Origin of the sequence: Pediococcus parvulus, assembly GCF_007990205.1 — a bacterium.
GTDB classification, from domain to species: domain Bacteria; phylum Bacillota; class Bacilli; order Lactobacillales; family Lactobacillaceae; genus Pediococcus; species Pediococcus parvulus.
The window spans coordinates 19,625-38,363 of sequence record NZ_BJWE01000004.1; the positions used below are offsets into that span (position 1 = coordinate 19,625).

General features: G+C 39.3%; 16 protein-coding genes and 1 tRNA gene. 2 read left to right on the top strand and 15 right to left on the bottom strand.

Translation table 11 applies throughout. The annotated features are described in order from the left end of the window. Positions 1-87: 87 nt before the first annotated feature. The 9 genes from PPA04_RS01865 to rpoN all read right to left on the bottom strand — a co-directional run bounded on the left by PPA04_RS01865 (position 88) and on the right by rpoN (position 11,577). Positions 88-1,647 (bottom strand): ClC family H(+)/Cl(-) exchange transporter, encoded by a 1,560-nt coding sequence (locus tag PPA04_RS01865; protein WP_057784290.1) that lies wholly within the window; start codon positions 1,645-1,647, stop codon positions 88-90. 304 nt (positions 1,648-1,951) lie between these two features. Next, the gene (gene glpK, locus PPA04_RS01870) at positions 1,952-3,466 is read right to left on the bottom strand and encodes a glycerol kinase GlpK (protein WP_057784288.1); all 1,515 of its coding nucleotides are present in this window, start codon (positions 3,464-3,466) and stop codon (positions 1,952-1,954) included. A gap of 23 nt (positions 3,467-3,489) precedes the next feature. After that, positions 3,490-4,248, bottom strand: a complete 759-nt coding sequence (locus PPA04_RS01875; protein ID WP_057784287.1) for a nucleoside phosphorylase — start codon at positions 4,246-4,248, stop codon at positions 3,490-3,492. A 123-nt stretch (positions 4,249-4,371) separates the two neighbouring features. Continuing rightward, complete coding sequence (eno, locus tag PPA04_RS01880) at positions 4,372-5,691, bottom strand: phosphopyruvate hydratase (protein ID WP_057784285.1); 1,320 nt, start codon at positions 5,689-5,691, stop codon at positions 4,372-4,374. 71 nt (positions 5,692-5,762) lie between these two features. Beyond that, positions 5,763-6,518: a triose-phosphate isomerase gene (tpiA, locus tag PPA04_RS01885; protein WP_057784283.1), complete on the bottom strand. Its 756-nt coding sequence runs from the start codon at positions 6,516-6,518 to the stop codon at positions 5,763-5,765. A gap of 82 nt (positions 6,519-6,600) precedes the next feature. Then, positions 6,601-7,803 carry a phosphoglycerate kinase gene (locus tag PPA04_RS01890; RefSeq protein ID WP_057784281.1) on the bottom strand — a complete coding sequence of 401 codons (1,203 nt, stop codon included), beginning with the start codon at positions 7,801-7,803 and terminating at the stop codon, positions 6,601-6,603. A 127-nt stretch (positions 7,804-7,930) separates the two neighbouring features. Further along, positions 7,931-8,953, bottom strand: coding sequence for a type I glyceraldehyde-3-phosphate dehydrogenase (gap, locus tag PPA04_RS01895; RefSeq protein WP_057784279.1), 1,023 nt, complete (start codon positions 8,951-8,953; stop codon positions 7,931-7,933). Positions 8,954-9,026: 73 nt separating this feature from the next. Continuing rightward, a complete protein-coding gene (locus PPA04_RS01900) occupies positions 9,027-10,055 on the bottom strand; it encodes a sugar-binding transcriptional regulator (protein ID WP_057784277.1) in 1,029 nt (342 codons plus the stop codon). A 193-nt stretch (positions 10,056-10,248) separates the two neighbouring features. Then, on the bottom strand, positions 10,249-11,577 hold the full coding sequence (gene rpoN, locus PPA04_RS01905; RefSeq protein ID WP_057784275.1) for an RNA polymerase factor sigma-54: 1,329 nt from the start codon (positions 11,575-11,577) through the stop codon (positions 10,249-10,251). A gap of 66 nt (positions 11,578-11,643) precedes the next feature. Between rpoN and PPA04_RS01910 the strand changes: the two genes are divergently transcribed. After that, positions 11,644-11,715 (top strand) — tRNA-Arg (locus tag PPA04_RS01910). 229 nt (positions 11,716-11,944) lie between these two features. On the opposite strand, the gene PPA04_RS01915 is transcribed toward PPA04_RS01910, so the two are convergent. Genes PPA04_RS01915 through PPA04_RS01925 form a run of 3 tightly spaced genes read right to left on the bottom strand, consistent with a single transcriptional unit; the run spans position 11,945 to position 14,738 of the window. Beyond that, positions 11,945-13,723 carry a MucBP domain-containing protein gene (locus PPA04_RS01915; protein ID WP_057784273.1) on the bottom strand — a complete coding sequence of 593 codons (1,779 nt, stop codon included), beginning with the start codon at positions 13,721-13,723 and terminating at the stop codon, positions 11,945-11,947. Further along, on the bottom strand, positions 13,716-13,940 hold the full coding sequence (locus PPA04_RS01920) for a hypothetical protein (protein WP_057784271.1): 225 nt from the start codon (positions 13,938-13,940) through the stop codon (positions 13,716-13,718). The genes PPA04_RS01915 and PPA04_RS01920 overlap by 8 nt, the downstream gene beginning before the upstream one ends. A 30-nt stretch (positions 13,941-13,970) precedes the next feature. Next, positions 13,971-14,738 (bottom strand): KxYKxGKxW signal peptide domain-containing protein, encoded by a 768-nt coding sequence (locus tag PPA04_RS01925; protein ID WP_057784269.1) that lies wholly within the window; start codon positions 14,736-14,738, stop codon positions 13,971-13,973. A 459-nt stretch (positions 14,739-15,197) separates the two neighbouring features. On the opposite strand from PPA04_RS01925, the gene clpP reads away from it, so the two are divergent. Beyond that, positions 15,198-15,791 (top strand): ATP-dependent Clp endopeptidase proteolytic subunit ClpP, encoded by a 594-nt coding sequence (clpP, locus tag PPA04_RS01930; protein ID WP_147206683.1) that lies wholly within the window; start codon positions 15,198-15,200, stop codon positions 15,789-15,791. A gap of 51 nt (positions 15,792-15,842) precedes the next feature. On the opposite strand, the gene whiA is transcribed toward clpP, so the two are convergent. From whiA to rapZ, 3 genes are read right to left on the bottom strand one after another with little or no spacing between them, the layout of a single operon-like run. Further along, positions 15,843-16,772 carry a DNA-binding protein WhiA gene (whiA, locus tag PPA04_RS01935; protein ID WP_057784356.1) on the bottom strand — a complete coding sequence of 310 codons (930 nt, stop codon included), beginning with the start codon at positions 16,770-16,772 and terminating at the stop codon, positions 15,843-15,845. A gap of 23 nt (positions 16,773-16,795) precedes the next feature. Then, positions 16,796-17,806, bottom strand: coding sequence for a gluconeogenesis morphogenetic factor MgfK (mgfK, locus tag PPA04_RS01940; RefSeq protein ID WP_057784355.1), 1,011 nt, complete (start codon positions 17,804-17,806; stop codon positions 16,796-16,798). Beyond that, complete coding sequence (gene rapZ / locus PPA04_RS01945) at positions 17,803-18,696, bottom strand: RNase adapter RapZ (protein ID WP_057784354.1); 894 nt, start codon at positions 18,694-18,696, stop codon at positions 17,803-17,805. Before rapZ ends, mgfK begins: the two co-directional genes overlap by 4 nt. Positions 18,697-18,739 lie beyond the last annotated feature (43 nt).

Consider the following 18,739-nt stretch of genomic DNA (forward strand, 5'->3'; position numbering starts at 1 on the left):
CTACCTAAACTTGTAGTATATCCTCTATAATTTATCATAGTTTACCTTTTTTTTCCAGTCCTACCACTAACTTTCTCTAACAAACCACTACTTCGTTTGCATCGGAAGCTGGTGTAATAAATGTAAAAGATTGCCGCGATTACGATGATTCGTGGTAACAACCAAAGTATCGCCCGCAATCAGCAAGGTATCACCATGAGGAATAACTTCCCGTTCTCCACGTCGAATCGCAATCAACAAACTATTTTGAGGCCACTGAAAATCACGGACTTGATGGCCTACCATGTATGACCCTGCAAAAACTGGAAATTCTACCCGATCCAGTTTCCCCGTAGCATTAGGAACACTCGGTTTTACAATCTTGTGCAGCAAAGATTCATAAATTGGTGCACCACCTAATAAATCAACCACTACATATGCCGTGATCGAAACGACAGCCAGTGGCATCAAATGATGAAGGGTACCAACCATTTCAGTTATCAATAGGATGGCCGTAAATGGCGCCTTACCAATTCCGGCAAAATAACCAGCCATTGCAATAATAATAAAGTTTGTGAGATAACTCGCTGGAAAAATACCTAACCAAATCATGGTTTGACCATAAATTGCCCCCAGAATTGCTCCTAAAGACAGGATAGGCAAGAAAATTCCTCCAGGCAAACCAGATCCATAAGAAATCATGGAGAAAACAAAGCGTAAAATAAAAATGCTAAGCAAAATTAGAAGTCCCGGTGTATGCCCAGCAATATTCAAAATAATACTATTGCCCCCGCCTAATAAATTTGGAACCAATAAACCAATTGGAATCACTAAAATAAAGGGCACCATGCCAAACAACCATTTTGGTAATTTAATAAGATATTCGTACCAATCCCCCATCTTCAATAAAACACGCTGGTAGACGAATCCCATTACTCCCAAAAAAATCCCAAGAAACAACAAATGAGGATACATTGTCAGCGGCAATGTTTTGGTATAAACAATATGTAAAACTGGAGTTAAACCAAAAAATACGGTTGAAACAAAGTTAGAAGCGATTGCACTTGCTAGAGCAGTTGTCCAAATTAACGGTGAAAAATTATGATAAACTTCCTCTAGAACAAACAACGTGCTCGCAATGGGTGCATTAAATGCCGCAGACAGACCTGCTGCCGCTCCACTTGCAATAAATACGCGTCGATTAACTTCTGATTCATGTGTCAATTCAGCGTATCCCTGACCAATGGTTGCTCCTAACTGAATTGAGGGTCCTTCACGACCAAGAAATAAGCCAGACCCAATTGCCAGAATACCACCGATAAATTTACGCCACAGGATTGACCACCAGGGATACTCCAAATTTCCAGACAATTGGCCTTCAACTTGGGGGATCCCCGATCCTTTTATTTCTGGAAACTGTTTTCCTAAATATCCCACTACAACAGCCAAACCCAACACGACCAGTAGCCAAATTGGCAATATAGTCCAATTGTGGGAAATTTGATCATAAACAATCGTCACTAATTTTAAGCTTTGTACAATCGCCAAGCGAAACACGCTCACCACTAAACCGGCCAAAGCACCAGTCAAACAACCCTTTAGAATTGACACCAACCTTGTATCATCTGGTGAACTTTTTTTATTATCTAAGGAACCTTGCCACTGCATATCTTCATCTCAATTCTTTTCTCTTCTTATTCAGTGTATCACCAAAATACGGTCACGAAAAAAAGACCAGGCAAAAACTATATTTTGGGTATGGTCTCTTTATATTTCCAGAATATTATTACTAAAATGTAAGTAAAACAGATTTTTTGCAGCCAGTTCTTGCGGCTTGATTTGAAGCCACAAGAATGGTCATCGTCCGAAAGATACAAGCTTATTAGTGGGTTTTACTAATAAGCTTCCTAAATACTGAGTAGTCGCCAGACTAACGCACGGTCCAACCACCTTTTTGCCACTGTCTTTCGTTTCACTTTTTTCGATATGGTTGATGCCTGAATAATTGTGCGGCTTGCACAGCCTCTTGCCAACCGGAATAAAGGTTCTGGCGTTCCTCTTCATTCATATCAGGCAAAAAGATTTGGCCCGTTTTATAAATGCTTTTGATATCTTCAATATTTTTCCAAAACCCAACACCTAGTCCTGCTAAAAAAGCCGCTCCTAAAGCCGTCGTTTCCAAATCCGCCGCTCGGTCAATTTCAATTCCTAAAATATCCGCTTGAAATCGCATTAGATAGTTGTTATGTGAAGCCCCACCATCAACTTTAAGCATAGGTATCTTAACGTCAGCATCGTGCTTCATCGTATCCACAACATCACGCGTTTGATAAGCAAGCGACTGTAAAGTTGCCTTTATAAAATCATTTTTCGTGGTTCCACGGGTGATCCCAAACACGGCTCCACGCGTCACTGAATCCCAATACGGAGCCCCAAGTCCGGTAAATGCGGGCACCACATAAATTTCATTTCGATCAGTAGATGCGTTGGCCGCTTGTTCAGAATCGGCAGAATTCTTGAGTAATTGCATACCGTCACGCAGCCACTGAATAGCAGACCCGGCCACAAATATACTGCCCTCAAGTGCATAATAAATTTGATTATTAATGCCATAAGCAATAGTGGTCAGTAAATTATGATCAGACAACTGAGGCTTTTTGCCGGTATTCATCACCACAAATGCACCGGTACCGTACGTATTTTTTACCATGCCAGGTTCAAACGCCATTTGCCCAAATAAAGCTGCCTGCTGATCTCCTGCCATACCAGAAATTGGCACTTCGCTACCAAAAAAATGATAATCTTTTGTGTACCCATAAATTTCTGAGTTTGATTTTACGTTGGGTAAGAGCACCCGTGGAATATTAAGTAGTTTCAAAATATCTGAATCCCACTTTAAGTCGTGAATATTGAATAGCATTGTCCGGCTGGCGTTGGAATAATCAGTCACATGAACCTCGCCACCAGTTAATTTCCAAACCAGCCAAGTGTCGATGGTGCCAAATAGCAACTCGCCATTTTCTGCTCGTTTCTGAGCATTAGGTACATGATCAAGAATCCAGCGAATTTTGGTAGCTGAAAAATATGCATCCACAATTAAACCTGTTTTTTGATGAATTTCTTGCTGATAACCAGCCAAAATCAATTCATTGGCAATATCTGCCGTTTGCCGTGATTGCCAAACGATCGCATTATAAATTGGCAACCCTGTTTTCTTATCCCAAATGACTGTGGTTTCCCGCTGGTTAGTAATTCCAATTCCTTTAATTTGCGAAGGCCGAATTCGTGATTTAATCAGGGCGTCGGCAATCGTTGATAACACAGCGTCCCAAATTTCGTTCGCATCATGTTCAACCCACCCAGGATTAGGAAAGTTTTGTGGGATTTCACGTTGAGCATCAACCACCTTTTGACCTTGATGATCAAAGATTATCACCCGCGTGCTGGTGGTTCCCTCATCAATTGATAATATGTAGTTCTCTACCATGTGATTGCTCCGTTCCCTGTAATTTAAAGTGCTTGTACTAATTCGGCGGCAAGTGTTAGGCCCCTTTCTTGCGACTGGGCACCCCAACTTCGTTCATTATAAGCTTTCAAATTTGCTAAAGAATCGGCTATAAAGAAAATTTGACCAAAGTCTACTTTTCGAAATTGTGCACATGCCGCCAATGCCGCACACTCCATTTCTACAACTTCACAACCTTGTGCCTTTCGTTTTTGAATAACTTTGGGCGTTTCCCGAAAGAATCCGTCTGTCGTCCACGTTTGTACTTCATGAAAGTTTAAGTGGTGCTCTTTTAAACTCTGCTCGATAGTGCTGATAACGGATTGATTCAATTTAATGAAGTCGCTCTTAGGTGCGTAGTGAAAAGAAGTCCCTTCGTCGCGTAACGCCACCGTTGAAACCAGAAATTTATTTTCTGGTATATCTACTAGAACCCCACAACTACCGACGCTGATAACTTGCCGTACGCCAAAATAAATTAAGAAATCTAAAAATTGTGTCGCTGCTGGTGCCCCTAATGGCGCTTGAGCAACCGTAAGAAGCTCATTTTGGTACAAGCATTCGTATACAGGAAAAGTTTTTGTAATCGTTTCAAAAATACCGATTTGTTTACCATTATGCGTCGTCACAAATTGCAAAATGTCGCTATCACTTAAAAAAGGAAAAATAGCTTTTGCATGAAACTGAAATGGACCATCATGGCCAGGCATCAGTACCGCCTCCTGCTGTTCGTCAAAATCAAATAAAGATAAGTTCTCCTGCATATTGTTTACCTTCTTCACGGCTTTTTATTCTATTTTACACTTTTTTACTTATTAGCAAACCCAAAAAAGAGCCATTCGGTATAAACCGAATGACTCTTAATGAACTAGTTGGTAAACGTAGAATTACTTGTTTGTAATTGCGTTACGTGCTTGTTCGCTTAAGTTGTAAAATGCATGGATACCCTTGTATTGTGCAACTTCACCTAATTGATCTTCAATACGCATCAATTGGTTGTACTTAGCAATACGCTCAGTACGGCTCATTGAACCAGTCTTGATCTGACCAGCGTTCAAAGCAACAACTAAGTCAGCAATTGTTGTATCTTCTGTTTCACCAGAACGATGTGAAACGATTGCTGTATAGCCAGCTTCTTTAGCCATTTCGATAGCATTAACAGTTTCTGTTAATGTACCAATTTGGTTCAACTTGATCAAGATAGCATTACCAACGCCCATCTTGATTCCCTTAGCAAGGTAGTCAGTGTTTGTAACGAACAAGTCATCACCAACGATCTGAACTTTCTTACCAAGTTTTTCAGTAGCCATTTGCCAATCTTCCCATTCGTTTTCATCCAAAGGATCTTCGATGGAAACAACTGGGTATTTGTCAACAATGCTGTCAAGTAAGTCAACAAATTCTGAAGCAGTATATGACTTGCCGTCACCCTTTAAGTCATACTTCTTTGTTTCAGTATTGTAGAATTCTGATGCAGCACAGTCAAAGGCAATTGCAATATCCTTACCTGGTTTGTAACCAGCACGCTTGATAGCTTCAACAAGGATTTCAAATGGTTCCTCATTGTTCTTCAAGTCAGGAGCAAATCCACCTTCATCACCAACAGCTGTAGAGTATCCTTGTTCGTTTAACAAGTTCTTTAAGTTGTGGAATGTTTCTGATGACCAACGAATTGCTTCTGTAATTGTTGGTGCACCAACAGGCATGATCATGAATTCTTGGAAGTCAACATCATTGTTTGCATGTTTTCCACCGTTGATAACGTTCAACATTGGTGTTGGTAAAACGTGTGCATTGAATCCACCTAAGTAGTTATACAAAGGAATTTGGAGTTCATCAGCAGCAGCACGTGCAGCAGCCAAAGAAACACCAAGGATTGCGTTAGCACCCAATTTAGCCTTGTTTGGTGTACCATCAAGCTTGATCATAGCTTGGTCAATTGCTAATTGGTCAGTTACTTCATAACCAACGATTTCCTTAGCAATTAACTTGTTAACATTTTCCACAGCCTTGGTTACGCCTTGGCCCATGAACTTGCTCTTGTCGCCATCACGAAGTTCAACAGCTTCATGTTCACCAGTTGAAGCACCAGAAGGAACGATTCCACGGCCAAAGCCGCCATCTTCTGTATATAATTCAACTTCAACAGTTGGATTACCACGTGAATCTAAAACCTGACGTGCATAAATATCAGTAATAAGTGACATATTGTAATTTCTCCTCACTAAATTTAGTAAATTCTGTTACAGATCAATTGTATTACAAAACTGCTCTAAAATTAAGCATTAAAGTTAACTAATTCCAAGAATGAGTCAGGAACTAGACTTGCACCACCGACTAATCCACCATCGATGTCTTCTTTACCCATTAATTCCTTCACGTTAGCAGGTTTTACACTACCACCGTATTGGATACGAACTTTAGAAGCGGTTGTTTGGTCATATAACTTAGCAACAGTTTCACGAAGTACGTGACAAACTTCTTGTGCTTGATCACTTGAAGCTGTTTTACCAGTTCCAATAGCCCAGATTGGTTCGTAAGCAATTACAAGTGATGCCACTTGGTCTGCAGATAAGCCCTTAAGAGCGTTTGTGATTTGGCCTGAAACCCAGTCATTTGTTTGGCCAGCTTCACGTTGTTCTAAAGTTTCACCACAGCAAATGATTGGTAACATGTTGTTAGCAAAGATTGCTTTAGCTTTTTTGTTGATGTCTTCGTCAGTTTCCTTGAAATATTGACGACGTTCTGAATGGCCGATAATTACATAATCAACGCCCATTTCAGAAAGAACTTTAGGTGAAGTCTCACCAGTAAAAGCACCTTCGTCTTCAAAATAACTGTTTTCAGCAGCAACTTTTAGGTTAGAGCCTTTAGCGGCATCTAATAAAGCTTGTAAATCAACTGCAGGAGCACCGATAACTGATTCAACTTTGTCGCTTGCAGGTAAATCTGCTTTAACAGCGTTGACAAATTCGGTTGTTTCCTTAGGGTTCTTATTCATTTTCCAGTTTCCAGCAATAATTGGTGTACGCACAATAATACTTCCTTTCATTGATAACAAATCTCAGTCATTTCACAGCAAAGAGCCTGAATTGGTTTTCAAGCTCACTATTTGCCTATTTATCTGAAATAGCTGCAATTCCTGGTAATGTTTTTCCTTCAAGGTACTCAAGGGAAGCACCACCACCAGTAGAAATATGAGTTAACTTGTCGCCAACACCAAGTTGTTTAACAGCAGCAGTTGAATCACCACCACCAACAATTGTAGTTGCGTCAGATAATGTGCCTAAGAACTTACCAACTTCAAGAGTTCCTTTAGCATAGTTACTCATTTCGAATACACCCATTGGGCCATTCCAAACAACTGTTTTAGCATCTTTCAAAACATCTTCAAATGCCTTGATTGATTTAGGTCCGATATCAAGAGCCATGTAGCCATCAGGAATATCTCCCTCAACGACTTTGTTTGGCACATCGTTATCAAACTTTTCAGCAACAACATTGTCTGTAGGAAGCACAATCTTGTCACCAGCTTTAGCCAAAATTTGTTTTGCTAAATCAATCTTGTCTTTTTCAACAAGTGAATTACCAATTTTAAGGCCCTTAGCTGCATAGAAGGTATATGTCATACCACCACCGATAATAACTTTATCAGCTTTATCAAGTAAGTGATCAATAACACCAATCTTGTCAGAAACCTTAGCACCACCCAAAATAGCAACGAATGGATGCTTTGGATTATCAACAGCGTTTCCTAAGAATTTAATTTCCTTTTCCATTAAGAAACCAGCTGCAACTGGTTTACCAGCAGCTTTCATAGCTGTTGAAATACCAACGTTGGATGCATGTGAACGATGAGCTGTACCAAAAGCATCATTTACAAACTCGTCACCAAGTGAAGCCCAGTATTGACCTAACTTAGCATCATTGCCGCTTTCCTTCTTGCCGTCAAGATCTTCAAAACGAGTGTTTTCAAACAAAAGAACATCGCCATCTTTCATATCAGCAATGGCATCTTCTAATTGTTTGCCATGAGTTGCTGGTACAAAAGTTACAGGTTTGCCCAAAAGATCTGACAAACGTTGTGCAACTGGACGCATTGTTAAAGCCTTCTTGTCATCTTCAGTCTTTACACGGCCAAGATGTGAGAACAAGATAGCTTTACCATTATGTTCAATAATATATTTGATGGTTGGTAATGCAGCCACAACACGGTTATCATCACCAATTACACCGTCTTTTACAGGGACGTTAAAATCAACACGCATTAAAACTTTTTTGTCGTTAACGTCTAAATCTGAAACTGTTAATTTAGCCAAAGTTAATTCCTCCTGTTTAAGAAATTTCATGTATTTTTAAATTAAAAAAGGCGGAGGAAGTTTGCCTCCCTCCGCCTTAAACCGTTAGACGGTTTTGAAATCTGCAAACTTAAAGATTAATTTAATCCTAGAGAGTAGCAAACTTCAATAAAGTACGTACCATTTGGCAAGTGAAGCCATATTCGTTGTCGTACCAAGCAACAGTTTTAACTAATTGTTTGTCTCCAGCGGTTGTAACTTCAGTTTGTGTTGGGTCAAAGATTGAACCGAATGTAGTTCCGATAACATCACTAGATACGATTTCGTCTTCGTTGTAACCAAATGATTCGTTGTTTTCAGTATGTTTCTTGATTGCAGCATTAACTTCGTCAGCAGTAACGTTCTTACCTAAGATAGATACTAATTCTGTCAATGAACCATCAACAACACCAACACGTTGTGCATGTCCTTGTAATTTACCATTCAATTCTGGGATTACAAGACCAATAGCCTTTGCAGCACCAGTTGAATGAGGAATTGTGTTAACACCAGCAGCACGAGCAGCACGTAAGTTTCCACCACGAACTGGGCCATCAAGTAACATTTGTGTACTTGTGTAAGCATGGATTGTTGTCATAGTACCTACTTCAATACCAAATTCTTGGTTTAAGAAGTAAGCCATAGGTGCTAAACAGTTTGTTGTACATGAACCAGCAGAAACAATCTTGTCATCTGCAGTCAAAACGTCATCATTAACGTTGTAAACAACAGTCTTAAGGTCGTTACCAGCAGGAGCAGAAATCAGAACACGTTTTGCGCCAGCATCCAAATGAGCTTGTGATTTTGCCTTTGATGTATAGAAACCTGTACATTCAAGAACAAAGTCAACACCGTCATCCTTAACCCATGGAATATCTTGTGCTTTAGGTTCTGCGTAAACACGGTATTTCTTGCCATCAACGATGATGGAGTCTTCTGTTGCGCTAACCTCACCAGGGAAAGTACCATGTGTTGAGTCATACTTCAATAAGTGTGCCAACATTGCTGGACTTGTCAAATCATTGATAGCCACAACTTCGATATCATTTGACTTTGCGCCTAATTCATAAATACGACGGAAAGCTAAACGACCGATACGTCCAAAACCATTAATACCAATCTTTACAGTCATACTAAGATTTCCTCCTTTAGGAAAGTAAAAAAATAATTTTTTTATTTTAAAAAGTGATATTTGTAAACAAATATTACTTTTTTAAAATCAAGTTTGCTGCACCTTCATCAGTCATCAAACATGTCTGATGTGGTGCTAAATTCATGTAAGAACGAATTGCTTGCGCTTTTGTATGCCCGCCTGCAACCGCAAAAACATGATCTATTGAATTGATACGCTCTAATTGTAACCCAATTCGAGGTACCCGATAGACGATGTCACCTTGCTGATTGTAAAAACAACCAAAGGCTTCTCCGATTGCTTTCTTTTGCTCGAGAAGTTGGAGAATGTTTGGATCAACCTCTCGTCTCTCAGCCATCTCATCGGCTCGTCCAATGCCATGAATCACAACGTTACTTTGCTCAATTAATTGAAGAACTAACTGAACACTTGGTTCTTCTAGCAACGGCTGGTAACTTTTTTCACTCAACTTTTCTGGCAGATACATTGACTGGCTCTCACCATGTGTCCGTTCCGCCATAATTGCACAAACTGTATTAGCTTGCATCGCAAGTGATTGTCCCATACCACCACGCCCAGGAACAAATGTGAGTTGGCGTTTTGTGGATAATTCTGGTGAAAACTCTTTAGCAACTTGTGCCATTGTGTTACCACCCATAACCACTATTACATTATTACCCTCTGGCAAGATTTTTGCAAGTGTATCGTTTAGAATTCCTCCCAAACTATCAAACACCCTGTCTTGGGCATCACAATCTCCAGAAACAATAAAACAACGATCAATGTTTAGCAACATTGCTAAGTCTCTTTCTGACTGCTGTAAACCAAGCATATCATTAACCATATCGTTCAAACCGTCTAAAACTAAACGGCCTTCCCTAGTTAATGTCATTCCGGCGGGTGACGACTGTATCAAGTCCAACTGTCTAAGCATATCAGTATGAGTTCTTAACCCACGTTCACTCATATTAAGATGAACCGATAAGCCTCGTCTGCCAATGGGAGCCATTAAAGCGATCGTCCGTAGAACCGAAAAACGCTTCAAAAACACATCTACCATATCTGGTGCGATGGCTTCCAGCCATTTCAACTCGTTTTGCATGATCATTGCTCCCAGTCGGGACGTTTGACGTCCATATGTGTCATTTAGTGACCCGACAGATTCAAAATAAATGGCATACAGACCTGAACTACTTCAGTTGTATACCCCTTACTTACATATTGAATTATATCAGGAGACAGCCACTATTGCAACTCAAAGCCTAGAAAAATTCGCTGTCGGTCCTTAATTAACACTATTCATAACGTTTACGTGTTGAAGAGGATGCAATGTTCAAGCTTTCCCGATATTTAGCTACCGTTCTTCTTGAAACTTCAATATTTTTTTCTGCAAGTTTCTTAACAATTTTTGCATCTGACAGTGGTTTGCTTTTATTTTCCTCATGGATAAACTTCTGAAGCAGTCTCTTAACGGAATCTACTGATAACCCTTCTGGAGATGCATCTGTCTTTGCAACCGCACTACTAAAGAATGACTTTAATTCAAAAGTTCCAAAACGAGTTTGTAAATATTTCCCGTTGACTGAACGACTAATTGTGGATTCATGTAACCCCAGTTTCAACGCAACATCCTGTAATAACAGTGGACGCAATTCTTTGGTTTTTTCAAGGAAAAAATCTTGTTGATATTCCAGTAATACTTTTCCCACCCGGAGAATAGTACTCTCTCGTTGATCCAAACTACGAGATATCCAGTCAAATTCTCGTTTCTTTTCTTTTACATAATCTGTTACTTCGTCGTCCTTACGTTGCAACATTTGCTGAAAATATTTTTTTTGAAAACGAACTTTGGGTTTTGCTGCTCTTGATGTATAAATGCTTAACTTTCCTGCTTCATTTTTTACAATTAGATCCGGAAAAATATATTGCGAACCTTCCGAATTAAATAAAGCACCCGGTTTAGGAGTCAGTGTGCGCACGTAATCAAATACAGTTTGAATCTCCTCCAGCGTCACATTCTGCTCTTTAGCTATTGCCTGCCATTTTCGATTGGCGAGTTCGTCAAAGTTATCTCTTAGAATTTCTACTGCCGCCTTTGGTGCCCAGTCATCATTCTCTGCTTGCAGTAGCAAACATTCTTGAAGATTCTTTGCACCAACACCTGGAGGATCTAGCTGTTGAATCAACGTAACAGCATCGACAATGTCCACTTTATTAGCCCCAGTTTTTTCCATCGCCTCTTCGATTGGCATTTTTAGATAACCATTATTATCAATGGATTCTATTAAGAACAAAACTAAATTACGTAAGGGTGTGTCACGCATCGTTAAATGCACTTGATCCAATAAATATTCAAAAAGTGACTGACGTGTATCATCTGGAATTTGATTCATGTAATTTTCATCAACTGATTGGCTTGAAGAATTTTGTCGTGAACTATTCATATAATCATCGTGATTAGTCGTCACAGTGATTAATGGATTCTCAAGTGCCTTCTGGTTTAAAAAGTTTTGTAATTCTTCAACGTTGTATTGCAGAATCTGGATTGATTGTTGTAAAGTTTGCGTCATTGCTAACCGTTGAACTTGTTTTTGTTGCTGATGAAGGCCTTGTTGAAGCGCCAAACTAATCACCTCGATTAAATAAACTTGTGTTTTTAATATTAATACAGTAAAATTAAAAGGTAATTTGCGCCGTTAGTGTAGTGGATCGCACGTGAGATTCCGGTTCTCGAAACGCGGGTTCGACTCCCGCATGGCGCATTTTTTTGTACCCTGAAATTAGATTGATTCTGTAAAACAAGCACTGTTTCACCATTGAAAGGGTGTTCATAATTCAATCTATTATTTAACACTAACTATAATAAGTCAACTGAAATCAATTGTGGTACAAGAATAACAATGAACGACACTGATAAAATAATCGCTCCATAGATGACATTTCCAATCACCTATGGAGCGATTATTATTTAGAACCAAGATTCAAAAAATACTATTTTAAATTATGCTGTTTACGTTGCTTTCCTAAAGTCCCAAAAAGGCCAAGTAGAATAAGAAGTTCATAACCTATAAGAACAAAAATATTTGTTTCTTTTTCACCTGTTTGAGGCAAAATAGAAGTTTCACTATTACTTTTACCGGTTCTTTTAACCTTTGCAGTTCGTTCCACTTTTTCTTGGCTAAGCGTTCTAGATTCTGCAAGTTTTTTCGCTACGTTAGCTTTGGTAGAAGAATGCTTAATGAAATTTGAGCTTGGCTTGTTACCTTTATGTTGTGTAATATTTTTTGAAATAGGTACATACACAACTTTCACTTCTGAATCAGTATCCGGAATTAGAGGTATTGCTGTTACCTGATATCCGGGCACATTTGGCACTGTCACTGGTTGTCCAGTGACACCTGTTTCTTGACTAGGTGCGGTCCCTGTAATCGGCTTACCTGTTGGATCAACCGGTGTCACTGTGTAACCATGATTGGTTGCGGTATATATAACTTCCTGCGTTTGATTAGCTGGCTCTCCATCTTTTTCAGTTACATTTGTAAAGACTACCTGTGACTTATCAGGAGAATATCCAGAAATTATAGGGGTTTGAATTGTTGTAGTACTTGCATCACTTGTCCAAACAACGTCCTTTGTTACCTCGTCAGTATCAGATGTCCACTGAATTGTGACTGAATTACTAGTGAGACTCACCCCATCAATCCCCGCGTAAGTTACCGTATCAGTTGTATTCTTTTCATTACTTATCGTATGCACATGAACTAAATGAACTACCACATTTGCGTTGTCACTTGCGCCAAAAGTATAAGTACCATTTGCCACTTGATTTTCGGCTAGTTGATAACCTGACGGGATACTGTCACTCGTATTCCAATTGACAGTTTCATTAGTAGTTCCATTAATAGGAACCAATGCGCCAACTTGCACATCATTATTGTCGTCATCAACGTACTGCACATCACTCGTTTGTGCATCTGCAATATACTTAATAGTGACTACTTGATTAGGATCAGTAATCTCCCCAGAAGTTGGCGTATCCGTATCAATTTCATAGCCCGGAATTGTTGGTGCATCTGCTTTGTAGGTTCCATATACAGTCCCTTGAGTTAACACTTCATCAGTTGCAACTGCAACACCATTTTCATCTTCATAATGAACAGTTACGGTTGCCGGTACACCTGTATAACTGATGCCTACAGCTGCTACCGGAGTATAACCAAAATGCCAATTATTAGCTTCACTTGGTTTAACGGGATTCGGATTGTTATAAAAAGTACCCGTAAATGTTGCAATATAGTCGCCATCACTATTCTGAGAAATTGTCCAAAATTCACTACTAATTGGAATCGAGTTTGTTGGAATCAATTTATTTTTAGTCAAATCAATTTGAAAACCTGACAATTCTTTTAAATTAACAGCTAAAGTACCATTAGGCAATAAAATTGAACCAGTTTTGCTACTCCACTTATCATCTTGTGGGAGATTGTCGTTAGCCAAGGCTGTCTCAACTGCATAATAAAGTTGATTTGTTCCAATTGTACCAGTCTCCTCAATGCCTTCAGTATTCTTCGCTGTATCAGCAATACCAGTAACGCCCACTGATATCGGTGCAGTCACACCAAAGACCTCAACATAACCGGCAGTATTATCAGCACTAACCATCTGAAAAGCCAAAATCGCACTAAAATTACCACTAGTGAGCAGGTTTAACCCCTCGTTAGTTAAAGTAAAAACAATTTTTTCATCAGTTTGTGTAATATTGCTAACCATTGCCGAAGTAATCTCTGAAAAAATCACTAATGGTAATCGTATCATCATTTGCTAAGCTAGTATATTGTTCATCTGTACTTGAGACGCCATTTAACTTATTTACTGTAATGGTTCCTTGACCAATATCAACCGTTACTGCAGATTTGTCAGTATAATTGTATGGATTAACTGCATATCCGGTATGTTGAACAGCATTTAAATTGTTTGATTCATCCATACCTTTAAGAGCAGCCAGTACAAAATCTGGCTATAACGGTAACATATCAGTATAGTATGAATTTACCGTATTCGTTTTAGTATCCCAAGCAGCGGCCAGCAAACTAGATTCACTTATATTTGACAAATCAATCCCGTTGTCTTTTCCTAAAGCAATTAAATTATTAATAGCTTTCTGCTGATCCGCAGTGATGGTGGTATCAGTTGTTGGCGTATCAGCACTACCTGTTAACTCATTTGTGAGGTCACTTGCTTCCGATGACGCACTTTCTGCACCTAATCTACTGCTACTTTGTGTCACACTATCATCTGATGCTTGACTAGAATCATTCGTTTCACTGACTGGTGCACCACTTGCTACCTCGGAACTCTGAGATGCCATACTTGATGTACCTAAAGTATTTGAAGCTATGCCGCTATTGCTTGTATTTGAACTTTTGGATGCAACAGAACCGGATGACATCGCACTTGCCGCCACACTATTCGTTACCGCAGACGAAAAGCCTGTCCTTGCCATACCACTGTTATCTGAATCCGATGCCGCGGATGAAGCTGCTGTCTCAGATGTTGCGGCGCTAGTCGCCGTCACACTAGCTGAACTACTTTTTTCCGTGCTAGACTCAATCACATTATTATTTGTATCAGCATGCACATTAGACGAAGTAACTACCCCTGTACCAAAACTTAGGACCGCTATGCCAGCCACTAGCCAGTGTTTGCCTTTTTTATACATCTTAAAATGCTCTTTTGTAGTTGCCTCATAATTTGCAACACGTTGTTTCCGCGAACTTTTTGCCATAGCACTAACCTCTTTTTTTATATGTACCTATTTATCAACCTCAAATAAAGATAGCACTTACATTATTCTATTTTGTACACAAACATACTCAATTAAATAAATGTTGTACTATAACGACTTGATTATAGTGTATAAAAATTAACTTTTCAATTTATTTTTTAAAAATTTCCTCGTATACTTAATCTACTTCGATTTCAGCTCATTTATCAATACAGTTTTCATGAGTAACCACTGCCGTATTTCATGTTTCGTGCTACCTGTTAGCCTAATATTTACTAGTAGCAAAATTCTTATTTTTGTGCTAAATTATAGACTTTGAAGCGTAACCGATTACGTTGAAAAACTTTTCTTCAGTTGAGTTAAATTGTTTGACCTTTTTTGACCATAGCGGTAAGCTGTAAACATGTTAGCGATGAGCTAATAAAATTAAGATGAATTTTAAAGGGAGGTTGCTAAGTTATGAACTTAGTTCCAACAGTTATTGAACAGTCATCACGTGGCGAACGTGCTTATGATATTTATTCCCGTTTACTAAAAGACCGAATCATCATGCTCTCTGGCCCAATTGATGATGATGTTGCAAACTCAATCATTGCCCAGCTTTTATTCCTAGACGCTCAGGATTCTGATAAAGATATTTATCTTTACATTAACTCACCAGGTGGTGTAGTTACAGCTGGACTCGCGATTTATGATACCATGCGGTTCATCAAATCCGATGTCCAAACCATTGTAATGGGAATGGCAGCATCCATGGCAAGTGTTCTGGCTTCTTCTGGTACAAAGGGCAAACGTTTCGCATTGCCTCATTCAGAAGTTTTGATTCACCAACCATCCGGTGGTGCTCAAGGACAACAAACTGAAATTGAAATTGCAGCAACTGAAATTTTGAAGACTCGTAAAGAATTGAACAAAATTTTGGCAGATAATTCTGGTCAGCCTTTGAAGAACATTAATCGCGATACGGAACGTGATCATTACTTCACAGCCCAAGAAGCTGTTGACTACGGTCTGATCGATGCAATTATGCAAAACAATTCAGATTTAAAGTAATCTGAGCAAACAAAAATGGTGTGGATTTTAAAATCCACACCATTTTTTAGTTTAAGCTCGCAATTTTTCTGCATATTCATTGAGTTTACGTAATCGATGATTAATACCTGACTTAGAAATTGCACCACTCGGAATTAATTCTCCTAATTCCTTTAAACTCACTTCTTGATTGGCCAACCTAGCCTCAGCGACCTCTTGCAGTTTGGGTGGCAAACTATTGATACCAACAACCTCATCAATATATCTGATATTGTTAATTTGCTTACTGGATGCATTGGCTACTTTGGATAAATTGGCATTTTCACAATTTACCAGTCGATTTACAGAATTGCGCATGTCACGCAAAATCCGAATGTCTTCAAATTTCAGCATTGAATTTGTTGCTCCAATTAAAGACAAGAAATTAGCGATTTGCTCTGCCTCTTTCAGATAAACAATGTAACCACTTCGCCTTTCCGTCGCTCGAGCATTCAAATCATAACGGTTCATCCAGTCCATAATCATGGCATTGTGAGTTTCGTAAAGAGAATAAATTTCCAAATGATACCGACTAGTCTCTGGGTTATTAACTGAGCCTCCCGCCAAAAAAGCACCACGTAAATATGAGCGGATTTCGCCTTCCGTCGTTAATAAACCATCCGGAACCTTTTCATTAATTTGATAACCATCGGCCAAAATTGACAAATCCTCTAAAATTGCCTGGGACCTTGTCATTAAACGCACAATGTACAAATTGTTTTTCTTCAATTTCATTTTGCGTCGAACAATTAGTTCACCCTCAACGGAATAAAAATCCTTTAACAGTGCATAAATTCTGCGCGCAATGGCAGGATTTTCGGTTTGAACGCTCAGAACTAATTGATGATGGGCCAAATTAATTGATCCATTCATACGAATCAACGCCATTAACTCTGCTTTTGCGTTTTGTTGATGTACCTTAATCCCCGTTAATTCCTTTTTTACTTCACTCGCATAAGACACGAAAATCCCTCCCTTCACAAAATTTAATCACAGGCCTTAGGATTACCCGCAACGTTTAATAATTCTTCTGCAACCCGATCCCCATCATGAAACGCGCCATGATCACGTAAACACAAAAAGTTATCTGAAACAACTCGACAATTTTGGGCACGTAATCCTTTAAAATCAGGCCGAACTTGTGTCGAATATTCATCATAACGATTATAGTCCATATAATCGTCAGGCACTTTTGCCGTGTTTACCAAAACGGTATCCACAAAGTTTTGACCTAAATGGCGGTTCAAAACTGTGACATGGTCAGAATCCGTAAAGTTATCAGTCTCACCTTTTTGCGTCATAATATTGCAAATATAGATAACTTCAGCTTTAGTTTTTAGGACTGCATCCCCGATATTTGAAATCATAAGATTGGGCAAAATACTGGTAAACAAACTGCCGGGGCCTAAAATGATTTCATCAGCATCTAAAATGGCATCAATGGCTTCCTGAACGGCATGTGGCTTTTCGTCAGCATTCCAAGAAGTTGGCTCAACCCAAACCCGTTTGATGGTTTTGTGCGCCGCCGTAATTTCTGACTCACCTGCTAATTGTGTCCCATCAGTAAATTCAGCATGCAAAACTAATGGTTCGTTTGAAGCCGGGTAAATGTGCCCATCGACTTTCATCATTTCAGAAAGTTCTTGCACTGCTGTAAAAACACCAGACTTCATTTCTGACAAGGCTGCAATAATCAAGTTACCAATCGCATGGCCTGACAAAAAGCTATCATTGCTTTTAAAACGATACTGAAAAATATCTAATTCCAATTTTGGTAAGTCAGAAAGGGCCACAATAACATTTCGAATATCACCAGGCGGCACAACGTTTACATAATTTCGAATGACGCCAGATGACCCCCCATCATCAGCCACGGTAACCACCGCAGTAATATCAGCATTTTGTTTTTTTAAACTCTTAAGTATAACGGGCAAGCCCGTTCCGCCACCAATCACCACAAACTTAGGACGGTTTTTTGCTGCTTGTCTCTTTGTCATGACCGGTTCACAGTTTCCTTTCGTTTATTCACATCCCGATGTTGAACATGAACAGTATAATCAGCAGTTAGATCATCAGCTATTCTTTGAGCTATGGCGACTGATCGATGTTGCCCACCGGTACACCCGATGGCAATCGTAATCGTTGATTTGCCTTCTTTTTGATACCCCGGCATGACATAACGCAATAGCGAAATGAAATGGCTATAAAACTTTTCCGTTACCGGTTGCTTCATAACATAGTCATAAACAGGTTTATCCAAACCAGTTTTATTTTTTAATTTTGGATCATAATAGGGATTTGGCAAGAAACGGACATCCATCACGATGTCAGCATCAATTGGCAAACCGTATTTAAAACCAAATGAAACAACTTCAACGTGGAAGTTTCCAGCTGTGCCTTCAGTCCCAAAAGTTTCAAAAATTTGTTCTCGTAATTCACGTGGCGTCATGGTCGTTGTATCAATGACGTATTGCGCATTTGAACGAATTGGTGCCAATAACTCCCGTTCTTTACGAACACCATCCACAACACGACCTTCCATTGCTAATGGATGTGAACGCCGAGTTTCCTTATAACGGGAAACTAATTCTTTATCTGATGTATCCAAAAACAAAATTTGGGACTCAATAGCTGGAGAGCCTTCGTTTTCATCAGTTAGCATATGCAGAATTTGATCATAAAACGCACGTGATCTTAAATCGATAACCAATGCTACTTTACTGATTTTTCCAGATTCTTTCACCAGTTCCCAGAATTTTGGCAACAATGCGGGCGGCATATTATCCACACAGAAGAAGCCTAAATCTTCAAAACTTTGCATAGCTACTGTTTTACCGGCACCACTCATTCCAGTAACAATGACTAATTGCATTTTTTCATCTGTCATTTTAAATCCCCCGATCGTGATTCCTAATTATAGCACACCGGGT

Excerpts from the sequence above, each read along its gene's own strand:
- PPA04_RS01865 (WP_057784290.1), bottom strand. The coding sequence starts at position 1,647 with ATGCAGTGGCAAGGTTCCTTAGATAATAAAAAAAGTTCACCAGATGAT.
- glpK (WP_057784288.1), bottom strand. The coding sequence starts at position 3,466 with ATGGTAGAGAACTACATATTATCAATTGATGAGGGAACCACCAGCACG.
- PPA04_RS01875 (WP_057784287.1), bottom strand. The coding sequence starts at position 4,248 with ATGCAGGAGAACTTATCTTTATTTGATTTTGACGAACAGCAGGAGGCG.
- eno (WP_057784285.1), bottom strand. The coding sequence starts at position 5,691 with ATGTCACTTATTACTGATATTTATGCACGTCAGGTTTTAGATTCACGT.
- gap (WP_057784279.1), bottom strand. The coding sequence starts at position 8,953 with ATGACTGTAAAGATTGGTATTAATGGTTTTGGACGTATCGGTCGTTTA.
- PPA04_RS01900 (WP_057784277.1), bottom strand. The coding sequence starts at position 10,055 with ATGCAAAACGAGTTGAAATGGCTGGAAGCCATCGCACCAGATATGGTA.
- PPA04_RS01915 (WP_057784273.1), bottom strand. The coding sequence starts at position 13,723 with ATGGTTAGCAATATTACACAAACTGATGAAAAAATTGTTTTTACTTTA.
- PPA04_RS01920 (WP_057784271.1), bottom strand. The coding sequence starts at position 13,940 with ATGGATGAATCAAACAATTTAAATGCTGTTCAACATACCGGATATGCA.
- PPA04_RS01925 (WP_057784269.1), bottom strand. The coding sequence starts at position 14,738 with ATGGCAAAAAGTTCGCGGAAACAACGTGTTGCAAATTATGAGGCAACT.
- clpP (WP_147206683.1), top strand. The coding sequence starts at position 15,198 with ATGAACTTAGTTCCAACAGTTATTGAACAGTCATCACGTGGCGAACGT.
- mgfK (WP_057784355.1), bottom strand. The coding sequence starts at position 17,806 with ATGACAAAGAGACAAGCAGCAAAAAACCGTCCTAAGTTTGTGGTGATT.
- rapZ (WP_057784354.1), bottom strand. The coding sequence starts at position 18,696 with ATGACAGATGAAAAAATGCAATTAGTCATTGTTACTGGAATGAGTGGT.